Consider the following 237-nt stretch of genomic DNA (forward strand, 5'->3'; position numbering starts at 1 on the left):
TCGTGGGCATTGGCCGCTGTGGTCGCTACCGTGTGCACCAGGCCCGAATCGGCGTCTACGCCAATGTGAATACGAAGGGACTTCCCGCTTCCAGGTGACGGCGCTGCTGTGCCATGGTTTGTTTTGCGGACAGTCACCCTCAACCCCCAAACGGAAGGAGAAGCGTCATGAACACGGTTATCCGAGTTGGTATCGACCTGGCCAAGTATCTGATACAGGTTCATGCGGTGGATGCTT

Annotated in this window: 1 protein-coding gene; it reads right to left on the bottom strand. The window is 57.0% G+C overall.

All coding sequences use genetic code 11. The features are described from left to right. On the bottom strand, window positions 1-224 hold a 224-nt coding region (locus ACMUOY_RS20755), incomplete at its 3' end, for a hypothetical protein (RefSeq protein WP_413894598.1). Window positions 225-237 lie beyond the last annotated feature (13 nt).

Source organism: Candidatus Skiveiella danica (genome assembly GCF_022705245.1).
Taxonomy (GTDB): Bacteria; Pseudomonadota; Gammaproteobacteria; order Burkholderiales; family Burkholderiaceae_C; genus Skiveiella; species Skiveiella danica.